We start from the raw sequence: 436 nt of genomic DNA, 5'->3' as shown, positions 1-436 counted from the left end.
TTCCCCCAAACTTTTTTTGTGAGAAAGTAGCGCGTTTTCCGTTCAACCATCGTGATGATGACGGGCTCATTTTTTGTTTTTTTGCCTAAGACCAAATCAACTTCTCAATGTCCAAAGGTTTCTCTTGATAGTACTTCTGGTGCACGTTCTTCAATGCTGCGTCCTAAGTGTCTAGCATTGCGGCCCTTCGGGTCTGAAACTGTTTTCTTTCGTGGTCGCATCCTGGTCTTCATAGGTAAATCAATGTTACGAATTGAGAGCACAGCAGCATTGATCAACGCATAAACGGTCTTCGTGCATGGAACGCGTTCCTCCGGATGCGACTTCTTATAGGATTGCACAAACGTATCCACACTGTGAAGCCGTAGCCCATTCTTGGGTACTAGCTTTTCTGACAAAGCTGCAAGAAACGCCGCAGAATACTTATGATGATCTT

1 pseudogene is annotated in these 436 nt (G+C 44.7%); it reads right to left on the bottom strand.

What is annotated here, in order from left to right:
- Positions 1-436: pseudogene (locus tag ACFSR0_RS10290) on the bottom strand (IS30 family transposase); the annotation flags it as partial.

This window comes from Enterococcus camelliae (genome assembly GCF_042685105.1).
GTDB lineage: Bacteria > Bacillota > Bacilli > Lactobacillales > Enterococcaceae > Enterococcus_G > Enterococcus_G camelliae.
This window is presented reverse-complemented; position numbering and strand designations above follow the sequence as displayed.